Origin of the sequence: Enterobacter sp. MALB-1 (assembly GCF_041021625.1) — a bacterium.
GTDB lineage: Bacteria > Pseudomonadota > Gammaproteobacteria > Enterobacterales > Enterobacteriaceae > Enterobacter > Enterobacter oligotrophicus.
Genome location: NZ_JBDPJL010000002.1, coordinates 77,639 through 96,990, shown reverse-complemented (window position 1 = coordinate 96,990; position 19,352 = coordinate 77,639). Strand labels below are relative to the sequence as shown.

The following is a 19,352-nucleotide window of genomic DNA, read 5'->3' as shown; positions in this document are numbered from 1 at the left end:
AAGCTCAAGGAAAGAAGATATTGCTGTATTTAAGTAAATTCATGCAGTAATGCTGTGATGTGCTCGCCATATGAGGTGGAATGGACTGACCCCTGCCCCGGTAGACGTTCCTGCCCAAAAGTTATAACAGGTATCTTGAAATAAAGGGTAATACACTATTGGTTACAGGTCTGGATACTCAAAATCTGGTACAGATGGGGCAGATACGCATTCAACTCCGAGGCATACAAACGTGTTAGCATACCCATTTTAGTTCCACGCACTTTTTGAGATTTCCAGTTTTTTCGCTGCCGCGGCCGAACAGCATTCTCTACGGTTTAGCGATCAGCGTCTTGAAGGGATCGATTTCGCGGGCTTAGCCGGTTATTTCATCGGAGCACGGTCATATACCTGCTCACGCGCGGCGTTAGCCAAAATCGTATGCTTACCCTCAGCAGACGGATTTTTCTATTTAGGGTTGGATGGCTAAAAAATGACATCCGAACGAGCCAACCGTTAACCGACCTAATTGCGTGAGCGGGCTGTCAGAGATCATAATTGACAAATATTGTCGGCCGCCTGCGGACACCGTTGTGGGTTTCCGCAGGCGGCTAGGGCTTACCGGCATGTGCCGGGGGCATTCAGCTGCACATCAGCCTACCCCGCTACGTCTGATAACCTGGCCCCCCTCTGATTAATCCTGCCTGTTACTCCGACAGCCGGATGACTCCCCGCTGAGTAAAGGGCTGACACCGGGAGGAAGCCTTCTTCAGTTCGGCTGCTTTTTCTTTATCATAATCCCGGTCCCATGGGACGAAGCGGAGCATATTTCGGTAAGGTTCCCTTATGGACTCGGGACACAGGAGTTTAACGTTGCTGAGTGAGTAAACCATAATTCCCTTTACGCTGAACATTTTTTCGCCCCCGGTCCGGACTCTCTGCCATTCTTCATTAGCGAAATGAGAAAAAGGTATTTTAGTTTCATCAATCTGAAAACGCCGGGTTTTCCAGTCTGAAATACCTGCGAGCGCCATTGTTTTATCAACCAGCACCGGATAAAAGGACGGGACGTACATGCAGGTCAGAAGGGGCCATAGTATAACGGTAATGGCACCAAACTTTACAAACCACACACTATTTCTGACGGCCGGTTCGGTAACCACGTACATCGCGCCCGGAAACAGCAGGAGCATTCCCAGCCCTGAAATCAACACGGACACTTTCAGTATCATTGCGATACCGTCTCCGGCCGCTTTTTGGTCTATCCAGCCGATAACAATGGGAATACCGAAGGTGAAATACAGGGCAATAACCACAAGAAGAAGGGCCGGGCTGGCGGCATAAAGCGTCAGGGCCGTCTTGATGCGGAGTCTCGCAGACTGATATTGCCGGGCAATGCTCACGGGCTTTCTGAGACAGAAATAATTAATCAGTAATACAGACATCAATCCTCCCAACAGGCATGCCCAGCCAGTGAGCGTTCCATGGTTGGGATATCTGACAGCGAAATAAGCCCAGCCAAAGAACCAAAAAACCGAAACAGGGATCGAAAGAATTGCGGAGAGCGTTACTTTTCTTTTTATATCATTATAGTTATGGAGCCTTGGAGTACTCTTAGGCACGGAGATGCTGAAGATCAACGAGGGCAGAAAAAAAATAACTGCAAAGGCGGCCAAGATCAGCATCATAAACATGAAGACAAAATTAAAAATGCCTGAACCTGAGAGGTTTTCAGTGAACAGAAAGGCATTATCAAAAGAGCCAAGATAGGTTCTGATAATAACAAGAGACATAAACGGCGGCATCAGGCTGATGAGCCAGGCATATTTGTTCATTGTCGCTCCTTAGTTAAACTGTTCGTCATGGTAAGTTATCCTGTACTGAAAAAAGTTATGCAGCACCGATGGCGCTTAACTAAAGATCTCCGTACAGGCAGCGCAGTCCGGTCAGGGCCTCCGCCAGCGAGCCTTGGGCACATGTTGCGCTGAGCTCCCGGACCAGCGTCTCAAAGGCCTCCGCTGACATAAAAATTCTTAACCCGTCGATGCCGAAGAATCCCTCTTTTGACACGTGCCCGGGCGGGGAAAACATCAAGCGCTCCCCCTGATGACCGTACGCCAGGGCTTCCGGATGTCGGGCGTACAGGCTGAACAGGCCCAGCAGTTCGGAGAACGCTTCCCAACCGTACGGCACCACGAAGTCCTGGCCGGTGATGAGCAGGTGCAGACGAGGCGTGGTGTACCAGGCCCCAGGGCGCTCTCCGGGGTGCTGGCCGTCAATGCGGATCTCAAGGCGCAGGGTGCCGGCCACGATGGTTTCCGTTACGGCAGAAATAACCGGGCGCAGCTCCTGGGCCAGATCTCTGGCTTTCTCTCCGCTCCAGTCCAGCCCGCGCAGAACCAACGGGAAAATAGCTTTCAGCCGCGGCAGGGTGAAGATTTCTGCCAGCGCCGCGTCCGGCACTTCCGCCAGGTCAAAACAGTCGCTCTCCAGCGGACGCAGGAGGTGTTCGGCATACATCTGATCCACGACCGGGCGCAGCTCTGCCCGGAAGGCGTCAAACTCTTCCGTCCAGTTTTCCCCGGCCAGACGGAAGATCCCCTTCAGGTAGTGACCGTCCACCGGACGGTCATGCTCCACCTGCCAGGCCAGCAGGTCGCTGGTGATGTCGAGCAGCGTGCCCAGGGCCGGCAGGGTTGCCAGCCTGTTATTCCCGCGCAGGAAGGCCTCCCTGGCGTGAACCAGCATAAAGCGCAGCTCGTCGCGGGAGAGCGCTGACGTGCCGAAGGTCTGGCCGAGAATGATATGCCGGTACAGCTGCCGGACCGAGGCCTCCGGATCGGCGACCAACTGAAAATACCAGTCGCCGGGCGCGACCGTTTTCAGTCCGTCATCGAGGAAGCGTTCGGCCAGGGCGTTGACCGAGGTATTTTCGCGACCGGCACGCGTTTTAAGCGCGTCGATCAGCTTTTTGTGAAAACGCAGGTTAAGCTGGCTGAGCATCATCGTTCCTTTCATGTTTGTTTATTCTTTATGCTAACCTAGCATTTCATTATTAGCTATCAATCAGTTTGCCAGGATTCTGAAAGTTGTGATGCTTCTGCAATTACTGAAAGTGATGACTGTGGCGCTACAGCAACTTCTTTCCCCTCTTATTTCTCCGCAGATCCGAAAACCCTGAGTTCCGGATCTGCGCACACCGCACCGCCGCCAAGCGACCTCCTGACACAAGATGTAGCGGTGTAATCAGGTGCTTATGACGCTATATGTTGTATTACGCCCTTACCCCGTGACCCGGCGCGCGGCGGCCGATATTGCCGCTTTGCTTATGCCGTGTGCGTAGAACACTTCCGGAAACTGCTCAATGACGTAAAAATCGGATCACAGCGAAACCGCCATCCGGTAATTTAATGGCGTGGTTATATGGCTGCTTATTATCAAGCCTGAAATGATGGCGGCAGAAAAAAATTCAGACAGGCGACTGACGAAGGGTTATGTGCAGGACAATATGCTGCGCGTCATAATTACTCTGAGTGATTGTTTGTGCGTGATGATAAAGGTTAAACCATGGGAGAAACGATTTCATTCACGATCGGGAAACTGAAATTTCGAACGCGTAAAGCGGCCCTCACTCACTTCCTGCCCTGTGCCGGACCCTTGGAAAAAGGGCCACTCATGAAGGGGCTTGGTTTTGAGGAACTGAAGGCACTCTTTCTGACCTGGAGTGAATGCTGCGAAAAGTGGGGGCTGGACGGCAGGGAGATTTCATCCATCAGCATGGATGCGGACGACAGTAACCGCGGGCGGGATTTCACAACGAGTTAAGGAAGCAAAGTATGGGAATGTTTGACACAGTCACGTTTCGCTACCCTGCAGCACTTGCTTTACGCCTGATAGCCCTCGTTCAGGAAGAACTGCCAAAATACCTTCTGGCTCCGGAAGTAAGCACCCTGCTCCACTACGTGCCCAATTTGCACCGCAAGATGTTGCTTTCGACACTCTGGAATACGGGCGCGCGCATTAACGAGTCTTTGACCCGGAGTGATTTTTCTGTGGTGCCGCCCTACCCGTTCGTACAACTGGCCACCCTCAAGTGGCGGACGGAGAAAGTTGCCCGGACAGCCGGTCATGCACCTGCCGACAACTAAGCTCACCGTCTTGTTCCGCTTTCCGATGCAAGCTATGTCAGCCAGCTTGAGATGATGGTGGGCACTCTAAAAATTCCGTTGGAGCGGCGCAACAAACGCACCAGCAGAACCGAGAAGGTGCGCATCTGGGGAATTACGGACCGTACCGTCTGCACTTGGCTCGGTCAAGCGGTGGCCATGCTGAAAGGCAAAAGGTGATGGCTAATGATATCAACCCCCTTATCTGTCCAGAAGTAAGTGCTGAACGGATGACGCGTTCGGAATTTAAAGCGGTAATTGTCCAGCTTTCAGCCGGACAGAAAGAGGGTCTCAGGAGAGAAAACTCAGTGGCGAATCTATGCTAGGTTCTCTTCGGTCAGGTCGGTCATTTTCATGACGGTACTGCGGTCGATACCGTCCTGCGGCATAGTACGGGAAATTTTGAGGTTGGCTATTCGCACCCTTTTTTCAAATCCGCGTTTCTCACTGAGTTAAATTCCCTTTCGATGCCCTTCTGTTCTAGCTGTTGTGCTATGGCACATAAGTGCGTCTCCGTATTGCAGAGAGCTATGCGATCGTTAAGTATGCAGAATATTATTAGATGCGTTCGACGTTTAGGTAGTACTTATTCACATTATCCACAATGTTGATCCAATAATTAGATCCCTTAAAGATCCTCAACAGATCCTAATAGTACCAAATAGATCCCGGTACGCTGAGAGCCGCGCCAGCTCTAGTCTAAGAGACATTTTTCGTGTTTGTAAAGCGGACGACTGTGTTTACAAAGCGGATAAATATGTTTGTAAACCGGATTAATGTGTTTACAAACCGGGGTAACGTGTTTATAAATCGGTTTTAATGTGTTTACAAACCGGAACCGTGGCTGAAACAAGATCGTAGCCGCTTACACCTGTGGATATACGCTCTATGTCTAAGAAAGAACAGGAACTTTCTCTCGAAACGGTATTAGAGGTCATAGGGGAAAATAAGAAACTTATCCCCACTAAAAACGCTACCGTTCAACCAGTTGCTCTGATGCGTCTCGGGCTGTTCTTACCCTCACTCAAACGCAAGGGTAAGGATACCGGTAATATCAACATCGATGCTAGCAAAGAACTTCAAAGCCTGGAGTTGGCTCGGGCTGAAGGATATACCGATATTCGGATCAGTGGCCCACGTCTGTCTATGGAGACAGATTTTAAGGTTTGGGTTGGGATCATCCTTGCGTTCTCTAAATATGGCCTCAATGGTAACACTGTAGAGCTCCCCTTCAGCGAGTTCGCAACCTTTTGCGGTTATCTCCCTAAGGACAAAGATAAAAGCCTTAGAACGCGTTTGGCGGACTCTCTGGCCCGATTGCGTGGAACCACTATAAGATTATCGTCTGAGACGGATAAACAAGGTGTTGTGTCCGGCTTGTTGAGCCGTGGTAAATGGGATGAGGTCAAAGATACAATGGTGCTCATTGCTGATGAATCGCTTTGGGAACTCTATCAGTTTGATCGCCAAGTGCTTATCCAGATGTTTATACTCCGGCAGTTGGCCAACAAAGGCACTGCGCAGGCGCTCTACACGTTCTTGGAAAGTCTTCCCGAAAAACCCATTCCTCTCTCATTTTCTCGTATTAAACGGCGTTTAATGCTTACCTCGCCTAACAACCAACAAAACCGGGTTATTAACAAAGCTATAGATGAGTTGAAAGCCGTAGGCTACTTGGATGGCGATGTTGTGAAGCGTGACGGTGAATGGCACTTACTTATCGCCAGCCGAACGCCGCGCCCGGATATCAAAGCCGTGGCAGGTGGTTATAAAACGGATAAGAAAGACTTGGACGAATAACCAATCAGATGTGTTTATAAGGCGGTTGGCGTCACGTTTTTACATACCGCAACGGGATTTAGGCAGCTTGAAGCCCAAATTATCCGCTTTATAAACACAGATGCCCGCTTTATAAACACAGACATCCGCTTTATAAACACAAGCCGATTTTAAGACACATTATTGTTATATGCTCACTATCGATCCGCATTGCAAACACGATCTACCGCTTTATAAACACATGTATCTATAAAAAGTGTGCGTTTTTAGCAAATTACACATGCCATAGAATCCCCTTAGCATAACGATCCCACGAGATTTTTAGGCGATTACCTCTAACTGAATTTCTTTGTGCGGTTCGGAAACGTTAAAGCAAACAGAGGCCGCTTGTGCAGCTTTTTCTCGTTTAGGAGTACTAATTTGCGGTCTTCTGCATGTCAGCGTAAAGCCTAAATTATTGCTGGCAGGTCTGGTGAAAAGTGTTCTACAGATCACTGAGATTAAAGCTCAGTCGGAGCCCATTCAAATCAAAGTGCCAATGCATGAAGAAATGCCGGCCATTTTATCAGGCACCAGTGCAACCAACTGGAAGCAACACTACGGGCGCTGAATAACAGTCGTTGGTATCAAGTGTCCCTGCTAACTGAACATATGGGGATTCTTAAGTGACTGGATGAGCTTTCAAGCTCCTTAATGATTATCGAAATCTTGGCCCTATCATAAATTAACAATCCCCAACTTCATTTTTTGAACAACTTTGCAAAATTCAACTATGTTTGTGATTTTGGTGTTGCTTTGCAATATTTTCCAAGATTTAATATAATAATGCAAAGTTGATTAAAAGGGACACAATATGGGATTAATGGATACTCTTGACCAATGCATAGCAGCTGGTCATGAAATGACGAAAGCTATCGCGATTGCTCAGTTTAACGATGACAGCCCGGAGGCAAGGAAAATCACCCGTCGCTGGCGTGTGGGTGAAGCTGCTGATCTGATTGGTGTTTCTTCACAAGCGATCCGCGATGCAGAAAAAGCAGGACGTCTCCCTCACCCGGATATGGAGATGCGTGGACGAGTAGAGCAGCGAGTGGGCTACACTATTGAGCAGATCAATCATATGCGTGATGTGTTCGGCACGCGTCTGCGCCGCCCTGATGACAGCGTTCCGCCCGTTATCGGAGTGGCGGCACATAAAGGAGGGGTATATAAGACGTCGGTATCAGTCCATCTAGCACAGGATCTGGCGCTGAAAGGACTCCGGGTATTGCTTGTGGAAGGTAACGATCCTCAGGGTACAGCTTCCATGTACCACGGCTGGGTCCCTGATTTGCATATCCATGCCGAAAACACGCTGCTGCCTTTTTATTTGGGTGAGCGCGATGATGCAGCATATGCCGTTAAATCCACCTGTTGGCCGGGTCTCGACATCATCCCTTCATGCCTAGCCCTGCACCGCATTGAAACAGAGCTTATGGGTAAGTTTGACGACGGGAAACTGCCCACAGAACCCCACATGATGCTTCGTCTTGCCATTGAAACTGTGGCACATGATTACGATGTCATTGTTATCGACAGCGCACCCAATCTCGGTATTGGCACCATCAATGTCGTCTGTGCTGCGGATGTTCTTATCGTACCGACGCCTGCTGAGTTATTCGATTACACCTCTGCTCTTCAGTTTTTTGATATGCTGCGTGATCTTTTAAAAAACGTGGATTTACAGGGTTTTGAACCTGACGTTCGAATTCTGCTTACTAAGTACAGCAATAACAATGGCTCACAGTCCCCATGGATGGAAGAACAGATACGCGATGCATGGGGAAGCATGGTACTGAAAAATGTTGTTCGCGAGACTGATGAGGTCGGTAAAGGTCAGATTCGTATGAGAACGGTGTTTGAACAGGCTATTGATCAGCGCTCTTCGACTGGAGCTTGGCGAAATGCTCTCGCTATCTGGGAGCCTGTCTGTAATGAAATTTTCGATCGACTGATTAAACCTCGCTGGGAGATCAGATAATGAAGCGTGCGCCAGTCCTTCCAAAAAATATCGTAAAAGAAGTCCGCCCCGAACCTGAGCAGACAGTGGCACCTGCTGCACCGATGGTTGATTCATTAATTGCTCGGGTGGGGTCTATGGCCCGCGGTAATTCTATTTTGCTCCCGGTTTGTGGACGGGAAGTGAAATTTATTCTGGAAACAATATCGGGTGAGAATGTTGAAACGGCTTCGAAAGTCTGGTCAGGTAATGAACGTGATCAGGAACTGCTGACCGAGGATGCTCTTGATGATCTGATTCCCTCTTTTCTTCTAAGTGGACAGCAGACCCCTGCATTCGGGCGGCGGGTTGGAGGCATCATAGAGATTGCTGATGGCAGTCGTCGCCGTAAAGCCGCCATTCTTACATCATCGGATTATCGTGTTCTCGTGGGTGATCTCGATGACGAACAGATGATGGCTTTATCCCGACTGGGGAATGATTACCGCCCTGTCAGTGCTTATGAACGAGGCAAACGCTACGCACATCGGCTGGAAAATGTTTTTAACGGCAATGTCTCTGCTCTGGCTGAAGCCGAGAATATTTCCCGTAAAATCATCACGCGTTGTATCAACACTGCTCAGTTACCAAAATCCGTGGTTGCCCTGTTTACTCATCCTGGTGAACTTTCCGCCCGTTCTGGTGAGGCTCTATATAAAGCATTCACAGGTAAAGAAGCTATATTGTTGAAACAGACACAGCAGCTTCATGAACAAAAGGCAGCCGGTGTTATCTTTGAACCCGAGGAAGTTATCGGCTTACTGACCGATGCTCTGAAAGAGCCATCCGGTAAAAAAGTTAACCTGAGTTCCCGTCATCAGTTTGCACCGGGTGCGACAGCCCTATACAAAGGCGATAAGGTGATTTTTAATCTCGATAAATCACGCTTGCCTGCCGAGTGTATCGAGAAGATAGAAAGCATACTGCGCGATTTACAACGGGTTTAACCTGTTTAGTGATGGCAACAAGCTCCATCATTAATTTTCGATATCCTTATTGTGTTACATGCTGCTTCGGAATATGTAACCACGAAGCAGCGATTTTCTGCGCTATAGTCGCCCGCGTAGTTAAATAGGTCAGTTTTACTTCTCGCCTACCTGATTATTACCGCGATTTGAGGGCTTACCTCGAGTTATTGTTTTCCTATTTGGGACCATGGTCCCACCTTGTATCTGCTTGTAAGTACCCCACTCGGTAACCCGGCCCGGAATACCGGTACAACATTCCGGAATAGAGTGGGACCATGGTCCCACTCTATACTACAGTCGCTATCACAACCCATATTCTGATAATGTCATCTTGATTACTATATACGGTGCGTCAGCAGATTATGTTCGTTTTGTTCCCTGGTACTTCCTCGCTCACTCGCGGGCTTCGCCCTGTCGTTCGGCTGCGGCGAGCACTACTTGCTTTCCCTGCAGGGCAAAAATTTAACTGATCCTTCGATGGGGATATCTTTCCAGCGGGTTGTGTACGCAGGGGACAGCATAGCGAGTTTCATCTGCCAGGATGGCTCAATCCCCTGCAAACCAGACATGTCCCTAGCCGGAATGATTAATTCCATTGAGAACTTTCGTCAGATCAGTGCTGTGAAGCCGGGGCGGACGTTCGTCGAAAAGCTGCAACTGCGACACACCGGCCCCGGTAAAGTCATTAAGCATAATCCCGGTTTTGGCGTATCGGTGGCCGCTCTTCCAGATACGCGCCAAAGCCGTCGTGGCGGCTGCAATGATGTCCCGAGTGTCCTGAGTGGGGGCGCAGTTTATCCGTGGCCACATTGCCGTAGTAAGGCTCTTTAACGGCGAACAGTGACGTTTGATGGAAACGGAAATATGCCGACAATACTGGTTCTCTTTACGCTGCTTTTCAGAGACCCGCTCAGCGTACTAACAGATGGCTTGGCGGAGCGAATCATACTCTGTGATCTTCTCGCCAACGCTGCGGCTGCAGACAATTTGTTGTTTCGTCTGTGGGGTTTCCTCAAGCGACATGCAGCTTTCCCCGTTCAGTTATCGCATCGTTCGCTCAAGAACCACGGAGAAATTTTTCCGGATGAAGGCCGGATTTGTCAGGGCCAGAGCTTAATGCCCAGTATATTGAACTTACGTGCAATGCGATTTCCCACGACCCAGATCTCTTCGAGCGGCAGCAGTGAAAGTCGTTTGCACGTTCGCTGAGGATTCCCCCAGGTCATGGCGAGCACGCCACGAAACTGTTTCCACTCTTTTGAGACCCTCGGGGCTCATTTTGCCAGCGTTATCGTCGGTCTGGCTCCCACGCAGATGGTCAGGCGGGTAGAGTCATACACGTGCTGGCGCAGATGCCGCCCAAAGTCCTCAAGAACTATGCAGTGCTCACCGGTAAGGTCGCGGAACATCTCATCAATTGAATACTGTTCCACCCTGGGGCCTGCTCCTCCAGGCAATTCATTACGCGCGCCGACATCGAGGCATAAGTGGATTGCTGACCATCATGTTGACCTCTTTTGACAGAGAAACAGATGTAGTTTAGTTCAAACAGGCCAATCAAATGTTGCATTCCACTTAACTTACTAAAGTTCATAGGTGCTTGAGAATGCGCAGGGTTCCTTTCGTTTTTCATCTGAAACCAAGGCGTGCCCATTCGTATCCAGGGCTTCGCCTCTGCACTTCTTGCGATGACGCAGCCATCGTTATATCTGAATGAAACTAACAATTAGTTATTAATAAACTAATGATTTTAAAAAAGTATTTAACTACTCACTTTTACTAGGAATTTTGTATAGGTGGCTTACTTAAGTTAGCGACTAGCTGTTTCCTCAAAGCGCACAAGTTCGTGGACTTGAGGTCCGCTTTGTGCCAGAAGCGGAAGTTGGGTGCTGAGCGATGAGAACAGTGATGCTATCATCAAACTGATGATAACGACGTTTCTGAAAAATTCTCGACCTGGTTAAACCTGTCCGCTAAGGATTTCTGTAAATTCTCTGCGCTTCCTTGTTGCCCATTCAGGTTTTATGGAGAGCATTAAGCTATATTGTTTTCGAAAATAAACATACCTGAACTCCGTTTCAGGTGAGCGATTAATGGCTGCATACTCTGAAGCCAGACCAACCACACCACACTCAACAAACCAATAAAGAATCTCATCATCACTGAGGGTCACTTTACGCGCTATTTCGGCACCTTTTTCATTGATGATGAGATGATATTCGTTGCCAATAATTTCCAGATATGGAGTCGCCATCCCATCAGGTCTGTCAGGGATGATGAAGTAATTATTGGGTCTTATTCCCCCTCCAACTCTTTCACCGATTTTGAGAAGTTCTGCACGTAACTCTTCGATATTTTTCATGATTTATTGTTTTTAAGGGTTAACCATTCATTCCAGACATGCTCCGCATCAATATCTTGATAGCCCCGGCTTATAGCCATATCTCTGGCAATTTCGTTCGGTAATTCAATAGCGGTAGCATTATCTCGTATCGCCTCGACCTCATGCCTGGGCAGTTCACGGCCGGCCTCTCTCTCTTTTGCTGCAAGCAACGCAACAAGTGACGGTATGAATACAATACCCATTTCAGTAAGTCTCAGCTAATCACTAAATTTGAATCATTTTGCCATACGTAGCAGGCTGTTATACCCCCTAAGAACCAATGAATAATGACGTGCATTCCCCCAGTGCATAAGGTATTGATGTTCACATTTCATTCAAAGCGGATCGCTCGACTGGCTCAGGGCAGTTTCGTGCCAGAAGCGGAAGTTGGAGTGCCAAAGGCCCTCTAAAAGTGATGGCCCGTTTTGCAGGGATACTTACATCGTACTGGGTCAGGTCGGCTCTCGGTCAAGCCATACTGGAACGGTTCTACTCAGAATTTGGATCAAATAAAGAATTCAGATGCGGATCCAATACCATTTGGACTTCTTATGCAGCAGGTGAAATGGTCAGTTCCAGTATTCATATTTTGCCGTCATTACGGCGTTATGTTTGTCTACATACTGTTTACCTGTCTGATCGGTTGGGGTGATTGTTATATTCACATTAGCTTGTGTGCATGCTCCATGTGAGTTCCACTGCTCGCAGGTGGTCAGATTTTTTTCGATGGTGAAATACGTCTGGGTCTTGCTTAGGGTCAACTCACGGCCCTCGTTATCATAGCTAAACTCCTCTATGGTTGAGGGTGATTGGGTTTTGATCAGGCGATGATTGCTATCATAACTATATACAATCATATAATTATCTATCGGCATACTTCCTTTGCTTGTCGCGCTTGCCAGTAATCCCGATGAATTGAAGGCGTAGTCGATTGTGCTGACTACGGTCTTGTCTTTATTTTCCGGTTTTGTGGCCGCGATGACCGAACGATTAACCGCACGGCTGAGAATCCCTTTATCGTTAAGCAGGTACATTCCCTCAAGAGTCTGTCGATATATCTGCGTGGTTTTCTGGCTGTTTTTATCGGCTATGACCCCGTTTGAGTCTACCTTGATGCGCCAGCCAGATTCCGTTTTATTCAACTGAATGTCAGAGGTTGCCGTGAAAACGCCGTTCTGGCCCGTTGAGGATTTGACCTCTTTCATATGGCCGCCAATTAACTCACCGCATTGACTGAAGTTGCTTTGAACCGATGTGCGGAGATACCCATCAGGACTATCAATAGTGATTGATACAGATTTGGGAACTTCAGTTCTTGTAGGCTCGTTCAGAAGGATGAAGTTGTTCAGTTGGTTTTTAGCGAAGGTTTCTGTAGTGCATTGTGTTGCATAAGTCTGAAATGTGCAGAGAGATAAGAGACTAATTAACAATTTTTTATTATTGAATGACATTATTTGTTGTCCTAATAAACCGATCAATTATCCAGATTTGGTGATGTTGGCGAAGTTTTGTTTCATTGGCTGTTTGTCTGGTTTGACTCACTTGTCAATCAGTGGCTTCACTGTAATCTGGCTACATGCTTTGTACAAGTAGGTCCGCTTCTCGCTCATAGCAGACCAAACAACACTCCAGAGCTTCTGACATGAGCAGCATTAAATTAACTAACGTTTTTCACCACTCAGATCGTTATTACTGAGAACAACAACCTTCTTTCCTTTCAAATCCTAGCGGAAAACACGTTCACTGCTGGCATAAAAGCTGTTCACATCATTTAGGGCAAACATCAGTACATCTCCATGGGACGGTGGATAATGTGTGTGACGACGCCAAAGATGTCCATCTCGTCCGGGTCGGGATAAATCGGCGACCAGGAGGTGTTCATGGGCTGCAGCGTCAGTCGTGGCGTCATCAGGAGCCGCTTGACAGTAAACTCTCTCTTCACGCTGGCAGGTCTGCAAACAACGGATGGGCCTGGGGCGGGAGTTCTTTCCCCGTGCTAAAGCTACAGCTTCATCTTTCCTCCTGACGTTTTTTAAAGCTGTTTATACATACAGCATATTTAACCATCTGCCGATAATCCAGATCTCCGACAATACGAACATGATGAGCTTGCTAAGTGACTCAAATTGATAATTAACATCTTTTTGATATTTTATGGTTACTCATTATGAGAAATATAGTTTTAACTTTTCCATTTTTGCTCTTATAATTAGTATCAAATTGAGTTTAATTGAAGGAGCATAATGATGAATATTTACTGCGATGATGGTTCGACTAATGTTAAGCTGGCATGGTTTGAAGGGGGCGAGCTGAAGACCCGTGTCTCTGCGAACTCATTCCGACATGGCTGGAAAGTGGCTGAATTCAGTGCAGCGGCATTCAACTATCAGGTGGGGGCGCTGAAATACACCTGGGACAGCGTCAGCCGGGATGCGATCCCGACGACGAACGTGGATTACCAGTATGGCGATCTCAACCTGCTGGCCGTGCATCATGCGCTGCTGAACAGCGGCCTTGAGCCGCAGCCGGTCAGGCTGACCGTCACGCTGCCCCTGAGCGAGTATTACGACGGTGACTGTCAGCGTAATGAGGAAAACATCCGCCGCAAACGGGAAAACCTGATGCGTGAGCTGATCCTCAATAAGGGCAGGACATTTACCGTGACGGACGTGAAGGTTATGCCGGAATCACTGCCGGCGGCATTCTCCCGTCTCGCTGAGCTGAAGCCCGGCCCCGCTGAGACCACCCTGATTATCGATCTCGGTGGAACCACGCTTGATGCTGGTGTGATTGTCGGCCAGTTTGATGATATCAGTGCGGTGCACGGTAATCCGTCAGTCGGCGTTTCACAGGTTACACGCGCTGCTGCAGGCGCGCTGCGGGCCGCAGACAGCGAAACCAGTGCGCTGATTGCCGACACGGTCATCCGTAACCGTAATGACCATGAGTACCTGCAGCGGGTTATCAACGATGCAGGTAAAATTGACGATGTCCGGAGTAAAATTTCCGGGGCGATCGCTTCCCTGGGCGCACGTGTAACCAGTGAGCTGACCGCCTTCAGAAACGTTAACCGGGTATTTCTGGTCGGGGGAGGGGCGTCCCTTATTGAAGAGGCAGTCCGCCAGGCCTGGCCTCTGGCTCCTGACCGTATCGAGGTTATAGGCGATCCGCAGCTGGCGCTGGCCAGAGAGATTGCCCTTTACAGCAAAGAGGATTAAACGTGCCGGACGGCCAGTATTCTATCTATCTGCACAGCGATGATCGTACCGACATCGCCGCGATGGCGACCATCAGCACCATCTCGCAGCCCCTGCGCGGTGACTTCATACGGACCGCCGCCACCGCCGGGGCGGTGGTGTACCAGGCTGATGCCCGATTACCTGCGCTGATCCCGGTACTTTTTGACGGGCAGCTGAGCGCCATCCGGCTTTGCGCTGTGATGGCCCTGGTCTCCGGCACCTGGTCTTCACTCTCCGGACTTCCGGATGAGGCGGATGGCGGTATGGCGGCTCTGGCCATGTCACCGGGGACGGGATATCAGCGTCGTCGTTATACCCTGACGCTTCAGGATGACCGGAGCAGTGAACGTGTGGAAAGTGTGCTGACGGGAGTGTCATCACGCCTGCGTGGTGATCTGCTAAGAAACCTTATTATCACTGGTCTGGCCCTCCATACGACTGCACCGGAGCTGCCGCGTCTGCTGGCCAGTATGCCGGTACCTCCGGCTACGGTCAGCGAGCTGCAGATTCTGGTTCAGCAGATGGCCGACTCCGGTATTGCAGCTGCAGGCGTGGCTGCTGTCACTACATCGCAGATAGCTGCACCTTCTGCCACTCCGTCACCTGGTCCGGAAACGGCCGGGATAAAGAAAAATATGCGACGGGCCTTCGGAGACTAAAACATGTCAGTGATTAAACAAAAGGCAGAGCAGTGCATTCATAACTTTCTGCGCGCCCGGAACGTGCCTGAATCTGAGTGGCCGGATCTGGTCAAAAAGACCGGCAGGGGAATGATACTGGCAGGCGTGGCCGTTGTGGTTCCCGGCGTTCTGGTTGATAGCATCTCCCTGCCGGTGACAATCGCGATGCAGGTCTGCTACGCCTCTCTGATTGGTCTCGGGGTTATCCTTGCTTTTGATGATACAAAGCCAGAGGGGCGGGGTTAAATATGAACATTAACCTGAAGGAAACAGTGTGCAACCTGAAGAACTGACAGGTGACGAATGGACGTGGCCCTGCAGGCGCTACATCGCCAGCGGATTTCGGCATACAACCCGACCCTGACTGCATGCAGCCTGCGGGAAAGACTCCGCCTGCAGACGATATTTTTGGGCTGAATGAAGTGCAGGAGGCGCTGTGTCGCACTGGCGCGGCACTGGGAAACTGTTAAATCCGGCACCATTCACATCCAGCTAAAAAAACGGCAGGGTGACATCTCATCCCTGCCGTCAAATCTGAATGCTTAATTTTTCGGCGATTATAATGGATTGCTTTGTGATGTAAATCACATTTTATTCTGATGTGAAATTCTCCCCAACTTTACGTTTCCGGACAGCATGCCCGCCGTGCCTTCACGCTAACCCGGCCGCTTCGGCCGCCAGGGAAGCTGTCGCCTCCGTCTTCACCCGTTCGCGCCCTGCACGGTGCATTCAGCCCGTGAAGGGCTTGCGCTGCGGCTTCGGCGTCGCCCTGGCGTCCTCCGCTTTCCGCCGGGTTTTTGTGGCGGCACGGCGCAAGAGGGTGCCGGATGCTGAGGACAAAACCATGTTCAGACTGACCTGTATTGAACTCGATAACGGCGAGTTTGCCGTCTATATCAATAATCATTACCTGTGGAGTGAAGATGTCAGCGGGGAGCGACTGCATCTGGGGGAGGTGCTGGAGATGCTTTTCCTGCTGCCGGGAGTGGAGAAAATTACGCTCCGGTCGACGGTTCCTGAGAACAATGACTGGTGCTGGAATGACATCGCCGATCGCGTGCTGCCGTCGCTTTCTGCCTGCCGCGATGATATGACCGTGGCGGCACTCATTGCGAGGCTGCAGCAGTATCCAGCGGATGCGTTGTGCATGGGCACGTTCTGGCTGGCAGACGATTTTCTGTCGCTCGATGACAGTCTGTCTGAAGAAGAAATTGCAGAAGCCATGCGTATCTGCGACCACAGCCACGATGCCTCCATCGGTTTTAACCAGGACACACTGCAGTTCGCTGTCGACCACGTGAAGGGACGCTGACAAAAAAAAAGGACACCTTCCGGGGAGGGGGTGTCCTGAAATGTGTCAAATTCGTTGGTAAGTGAAAACCCTTCAGATGTTTTCGACACAGATGATTGCACAAACACTGTACTCTTTCATCTGCCATATATCCGGCTCAAAAAGGATGTCGGTTCAGGAAACAGAAACGCCGGTGGATGACATCGTGGCTGACTGGACGGGCCGCACGCCGGAGGCGCGGTCACGTACTCTCATTATCACCCAGCTGCACGCCGACCGCCGGGCGGTGAATGCCGGCATTCATGCCGCGCTGGCTGCGCGGGGAGAACTGGGGGAGAAAGCCATTACGGTGCCTGTGCTCGATAAAATCACCCACACCCGGCATGAGTTCAACAAAACAGAGGCATGGCAGCCGGGGATGGTGGTTAAACGCGGCGACCGCTACCAGGACGTGCTTGTCGTTGACCGTAACGGCAGTACGGTGACGGTACGTGATGAGGAGGGGAAGATTGGCCTGTATTCCCCGAAGGAACTCATCACCGGCGACGTGCAGCTGTTCCGCCGCAGCGAAAGGGAAGTCCGCGCCGGTGATTTGCTGAAGTTCACGGCGACTGACCGCGAGCAGGGGCAGATGGCCAACCAGCGCTATACAGTGGAAACGGTCAGCGAGACGGGGAGTATCCGTCTGAAGGGTGAGAGCGGTCGCGTTACCATTAACCCGGCGTTTTCCGGAGCCGGCACTTGCGCTGCCGGTGTATGACAACAACGGAAAGAGCGCCGGTCTGGCGCTGGTCTCTCTGGTGTCCGGCCCGGAAGGACGGATGACGCAGGGGGACACGCGGATGGTGATGACGGAACGCGCGCGTGGTGCCGTGTTACAGCGGAGCCAGACAGGAAATACCATTGTGGTCAGCGAACTGGCGGCTGCGCTTGATGCTGTCCGGAATAATCCAAAAGACGGTGTGGTGTGGCAGACCGGTGAGGAACCGCCCTCATCCTGGTTGCTTAAAGTCAGTGGCGGCGTGAGGCAGGATGAGGCCCAGCGTATCATGGCCACGCTCAGTGACGGGCTTACGGTTCAGCCCCTGCAGGATGAGCTGGCACGTGCTGAACAGGTCCGACAGGAAGAGGCCGGACGCAGTAAGCCGGAGGAAACGACGCTTATTGAACCGCCGCAGGAGGACAGGGTGAAACTGCGACCGGATGAAATCGATCCGGTGAAAACTGCCCCCCTCAACCCGGATGCCGGGGTTCTTGCCAGTGTACGTGAAAGTGAAAACCGCGAGGAAAGGGAACAGGCGGCTGCGGAGCGTGTGCGAAGTGAAGTTACTCAGCCTGATAAGTCTTCCGGAGAACAGGAGCGCGCCTCGCGTGTTATTGCGGACCTGGCAAACAGTGAGCGGGATCTGGTCCGGGCAGCGGAACAGGCAGAGCGCGGACGTATGCCGGAACACGATGAGCAGACCCTCAACCGAACCATTCAGAAAGAACGCTAATCCCCATTACTTATGAGAATACACCCATGAAATTACGTCAGTTAGCCATGATTTTAGTTACAACATACACAAGTTTTATTTTTACTGCCCACGCATCGGCCCCTCAGCCGTTATTCAGCCCGGAGCAGGAGGCACGAATTGGCGAAATTGCTGCAGATTACCTGGTGGCACATCCGGAGGTACTGGTCACGGTCAGTCAGAAGCTGCTGGCGCAGCAGCAACAGCGTCAGCTGGCAAAATTTGCACTCAGCGTCATGGAAAATCAGGCCCGGTTACTGAACGACAAAGATACGCCTGCATCAGGGCCTGATGATGCCAGAGTGGCGGTGATCGAGTTCTTTGATTATCAGTGCGTGTTCTGCAGCCGGTTCGCGCCGGAGCTGGAAAAAGTCATGAAAGCACAGCCAGATGTCCGTTACATCTTTAAGGAATGGCCTATCTTTGGTGGCCGGTGGGATGCATCACTGCAGGCCGCACAGCAGGGACTGTCTGTCTGGAAACAGAAAGGTCCGGAGGCTTATCTGACCTACCATAACGCGATTTACGCCACCGGTCACGTTGAGGGAAAACTGACAGCGGCCGATATCCGGGCAGCGGCAGTAAAGGCCGGAGCAGGTACGACTGAGCAAACAGACAACACGGCGTTACTGGAGAAAAACAGCAATCTGGCGGAAGCGCTGGGACTGACCGGAACGCCGGGGATCGTCGTTATGCCGGTCACAGGAGCAACGCCAGCCACTGTCACAGTGTTCCCTGAAGCGGTGACCGCAGAGAAACTGCAGTCCGCCATTCATAAAGCCATGCCGTCGGATTAAATTACTACTGAAAGCAACCTCCCGCCAGTGGCTGTCTTTCAGGTTTCACGCGTTTATTCTCCTGACGACACGCTTTGAGCAGCCAGTGCTGAACAGAATACCATAATGCGCTGCCGCACCCTGAGCTTTAAATTTTTAAGAATCTTATAAACTGCAACATCTGATATATCACATAGCGCGTGCATTGCACCCGGCATATTATTATTGGCGGGTGTTAATATTGGTGAAGCAATTCATGTAGTGTTCTCTAAAACTTTAAAACAAGATCAATCTCTTGCAAGTAAAGGTGGATGTTGGCTTTCAAAGAAACGATTGGCAAAATTGAAAGAAAATAATAAGTTAAGAATCTGTGAATGATATGGCTGGATATATTAACGGGGTGGTTAGTATCTCCAGTTATCGTTCTGATGATTCAAACGATCTTATTCTTCTCTTTTTACTCTTCTCATTATGTGTATGGTGTAAGCATTATCAATCAAGTAATGTACAGACCCTAAGAAGTTTGCATCACTGGCTAA

19 protein-coding genes and 3 pseudogenes are annotated in these 19,352 nt (G+C 50.2%); 12 read left to right on the top strand and 10 right to left on the bottom strand.

Going from position 1 to position 19,352, the window contains the following annotated elements:
* Nucleotides 1-686 precede the first annotated feature (686 nt).
* Both ABGB15_RS21820 and pifC read right to left on the bottom strand, forming a co-directional pair.
* Complete coding sequence (locus tag ABGB15_RS21820) at nucleotides 687-1,814, bottom strand: hypothetical protein (protein ID WP_369064345.1); 1,128 nt, start codon at nucleotides 1,812-1,814, stop codon at nucleotides 687-689.
* Nucleotides 1,815-1,893: 79 nt separating this feature from the next.
* Nucleotides 1,894-2,982 (bottom strand): transcriptional repressor PifC, encoded by a 1,089-nt coding sequence (pifC, locus tag ABGB15_RS21815; protein WP_369064353.1) that lies wholly within the window; start codon nucleotides 2,980-2,982, stop codon nucleotides 1,894-1,896.
* A gap of 564 nt (nucleotides 2,983-3,546) precedes the next feature.
* On the opposite strand from pifC, the gene ABGB15_RS21810 reads away from it, so the two are divergent.
* From ABGB15_RS21810 to ABGB15_RS21790, 5 genes and pseudogenes are all read left to right on the top strand, one after another.
* Entirely contained in the window at nucleotides 3,547-3,804 is a 258-nt protein-coding gene (locus ABGB15_RS21810) for a hypothetical protein (RefSeq protein WP_369064344.1), read from the top strand.
* Nucleotides 3,805-3,815: 11 nt separating this feature from the next.
* A pseudogene (locus ABGB15_RS21805) lies at nucleotides 3,816-4,301 on the top strand (tyrosine-type recombinase/integrase); the annotation flags it as partial.
* Nucleotides 4,302-5,033: 732 nt separating this feature from the next.
* Nucleotides 5,034-5,945: a RepB family plasmid replication initiator protein gene (locus tag ABGB15_RS21800; protein WP_369064343.1), complete on the top strand. Its 912-nt coding sequence runs from the start codon at nucleotides 5,034-5,036 to the stop codon at nucleotides 5,943-5,945.
* 832 nt (nucleotides 5,946-6,777) lie between these two features.
* Nucleotides 6,778-7,944, top strand: coding sequence for a plasmid-partitioning protein SopA (gene sopA / locus ABGB15_RS21795; protein WP_369064342.1), 1,167 nt, complete (start codon nucleotides 6,778-6,780; stop codon nucleotides 7,942-7,944).
* Nucleotides 7,944-8,909 carry a ParB/RepB/Spo0J family plasmid partition protein gene (locus ABGB15_RS21790; protein ID WP_369064341.1) on the top strand — a complete coding sequence of 322 codons (966 nt, stop codon included), beginning with the start codon at nucleotides 7,944-7,946 and terminating at the stop codon, nucleotides 8,907-8,909. The genes sopA and ABGB15_RS21790 overlap by 1 nt, the downstream gene beginning before the upstream one ends.
* Before the next feature lie 455 nt (nucleotides 8,910-9,364).
* On the opposite strand, the gene ABGB15_RS21785 is transcribed toward ABGB15_RS21790, so the two are convergent.
* From ABGB15_RS21785 to ABGB15_RS21750, 8 genes and pseudogenes are all read right to left on the bottom strand, one after another.
* On the bottom strand, nucleotides 9,365-9,463 hold the full coding sequence (locus tag ABGB15_RS21785) for a DUF4113 domain-containing protein (RefSeq protein WP_369064352.1): 99 nt from the start codon (nucleotides 9,461-9,463) through the stop codon (nucleotides 9,365-9,367).
* Nucleotides 9,464-9,503: 40 nt separating this feature from the next.
* A complete protein-coding gene (locus tag ABGB15_RS21780) occupies nucleotides 9,504-9,794 on the bottom strand; it encodes a hypothetical protein (RefSeq protein ID WP_369064351.1) in 291 nt (96 codons plus the stop codon).
* Nucleotides 9,795-10,204: 410 nt separating this feature from the next.
* Nucleotides 10,205-10,363, bottom strand: coding sequence for a hypothetical protein (locus ABGB15_RS21775; RefSeq protein ID WP_369064340.1), 159 nt, complete (start codon nucleotides 10,361-10,363; stop codon nucleotides 10,205-10,207).
* A 194-nt stretch (nucleotides 10,364-10,557) separates the two neighbouring features.
* Nucleotides 10,558-10,635, bottom strand: a pseudogene (locus tag ABGB15_RS21770) (SOS mutagenesis and repair protein); the annotation flags it as partial.
* A gap of 255 nt (nucleotides 10,636-10,890) precedes the next feature.
* Nucleotides 10,891-11,292, bottom strand: a complete 402-nt coding sequence (locus tag ABGB15_RS21765; RefSeq protein WP_369064339.1) for an Imm63 family immunity protein — start codon at nucleotides 11,290-11,292, stop codon at nucleotides 10,891-10,893.
* Nucleotides 11,289-11,516, bottom strand: a complete 228-nt coding sequence (locus ABGB15_RS21760; protein WP_369064338.1) for a hypothetical protein — start codon at nucleotides 11,514-11,516, stop codon at nucleotides 11,289-11,291. The genes ABGB15_RS21765 and ABGB15_RS21760 overlap by 4 nt, the downstream gene beginning before the upstream one ends.
* Before the next feature lie 366 nt (nucleotides 11,517-11,882).
* Nucleotides 11,883-12,764 (bottom strand): hypothetical protein, encoded by an 882-nt coding sequence (locus tag ABGB15_RS21755; protein ID WP_369064337.1) that lies wholly within the window; start codon nucleotides 12,762-12,764, stop codon nucleotides 11,883-11,885.
* Between the two features lie 332 nt (nucleotides 12,765-13,096).
* Nucleotides 13,097-13,261 (bottom strand): annotated as a pseudogene (locus ABGB15_RS21750) (peptidase); the annotation flags it as partial.
* Nucleotides 13,262-13,559: 298 nt separating this feature from the next.
* Here ABGB15_RS21750 and parM point away from each other — a divergent pair.
* From parM to ABGB15_RS21715, 7 genes are all read left to right on the top strand, one after another.
* Entirely contained in the window at nucleotides 13,560-14,531 is a 972-nt protein-coding gene (gene parM, locus ABGB15_RS21745) for a plasmid segregation protein ParM domain-containing protein (RefSeq protein WP_369064350.1), read from the top strand.
* A 2-nt stretch (nucleotides 14,532-14,533) separates the two neighbouring features.
* A complete protein-coding gene (locus ABGB15_RS21740) occupies nucleotides 14,534-15,211 on the top strand; it encodes a plasmid partitioning/stability family protein (RefSeq protein ID WP_369064336.1) in 678 nt (225 codons plus the stop codon).
* Nucleotides 15,212-15,214: 3 nt separating this feature from the next.
* A complete protein-coding gene (locus ABGB15_RS21735; RefSeq protein WP_369064335.1) occupies nucleotides 15,215-15,478 on the top strand; it encodes a hypothetical protein in 264 nt (87 codons plus the stop codon).
* A 598-nt stretch (nucleotides 15,479-16,076) separates the two neighbouring features.
* On the top strand, nucleotides 16,077-16,544 hold the full coding sequence (locus ABGB15_RS21730) for a hypothetical protein (protein ID WP_369064334.1): 468 nt from the start codon (nucleotides 16,077-16,079) through the stop codon (nucleotides 16,542-16,544).
* 145 nt (nucleotides 16,545-16,689) lie between these two features.
* Nucleotides 16,690-17,283, top strand: a complete 594-nt coding sequence (locus ABGB15_RS21725; RefSeq protein WP_369064333.1) for a hypothetical protein — start codon at nucleotides 16,690-16,692, stop codon at nucleotides 17,281-17,283.
* Nucleotides 17,276-18,019, top strand: a complete 744-nt coding sequence (locus ABGB15_RS21720; protein ID WP_369064332.1) for a conjugative transfer relaxase/helicase TraI domain-containing protein — start codon at nucleotides 17,276-17,278, stop codon at nucleotides 18,017-18,019. The genes ABGB15_RS21725 and ABGB15_RS21720 overlap by 8 nt, the downstream gene beginning before the upstream one ends.
* A gap of 26 nt (nucleotides 18,020-18,045) precedes the next feature.
* Nucleotides 18,046-18,834, top strand: a complete 789-nt coding sequence (locus ABGB15_RS21715) for a DsbA family protein (protein WP_369064331.1) — start codon at nucleotides 18,046-18,048, stop codon at nucleotides 18,832-18,834.
* Nucleotides 18,835-19,352 lie beyond the last annotated feature (518 nt).